We start from the raw sequence: 731 nt of genomic DNA, 5'->3' as shown, positions 1-731 counted from the left end.
TTGTGAGTGCGCCCAGTGCGTGGTGGCACGTTTTTGCTCCAGCAGTCCGGCCTGTGCCAGCACAAATGCACCGGTACAGATCCCGGCAATCCGGCGTGTCTGGCGGGCGGTGGTTTGCAGAAAATGAACCACACCAGGGCTTGCGGGTTCCTTCATGGGTGAAAGGACGCCTGCCACTAGCCAGGTATCAACCTGCGTTTCCGCGCTCAACTTCGCCGAATCCACGCCAATGCCCGAAGAAGAACGTACGGTTCCGCCGTGTTCGGAGTAGACCAGAGGTTGGTAAAATGGGCGATCAGCCACCAGATTGGCAAACTCAAATACCGTCAGCGTAGACAGCGCCAGCATTTGAAAATGATCGGCAATGATTAATCCTATACGGTGCATCGCAACTCCTTTATGACAGGCGGACCGTCTGATACTCCGCGGAGCGGGCCCGTAACCGCTCAGAAGTCCACAGGCTGGCCAATGCCAGCAGCAGAAACAGTACTGAGCTTATCATTACTCCGTAAAAGCCCGACAGTGGATAAAGCCATGATGCCACCGCCGATCCAAAACCAATGCCGCAGAACATAAAAGCGCTGGTTAATGCCAGCGAAATTCCACGCGTTTCCGCTGTCGAGATCTCCACAATACGCCGCTGTTGAGTAGGCCATAACAGGTCAGTGGAAAAGGCCCACACTACCAGCAAGAGATACAGCAATGACAGCCGAGCAGGTAGTACCATGACG

2 protein-coding genes are annotated in these 731 nt (G+C 54.9%); both read right to left on the bottom strand.

What is annotated here, in order from left to right:
- A partial coding sequence (locus AC1DUO_RS25770) for a DJ-1/PfpI family protein (protein ID WP_477989561.1) occupies positions 1-387 on the bottom strand: 387 nt, incomplete at its 3' end.
- A gap of 10 nt (positions 388-397) precedes the next feature.
- On the bottom strand, positions 398-731 hold a 334-nt coding region (locus tag AC1DUO_RS25765), incomplete at its 5' end, for an MFS transporter (RefSeq protein ID WP_477989559.1).

It is taken from the genome of Rahnella sp. P4_A8 (assembly GCF_056402435.1).
This window is presented reverse-complemented; position numbering and strand designations above follow the sequence as displayed.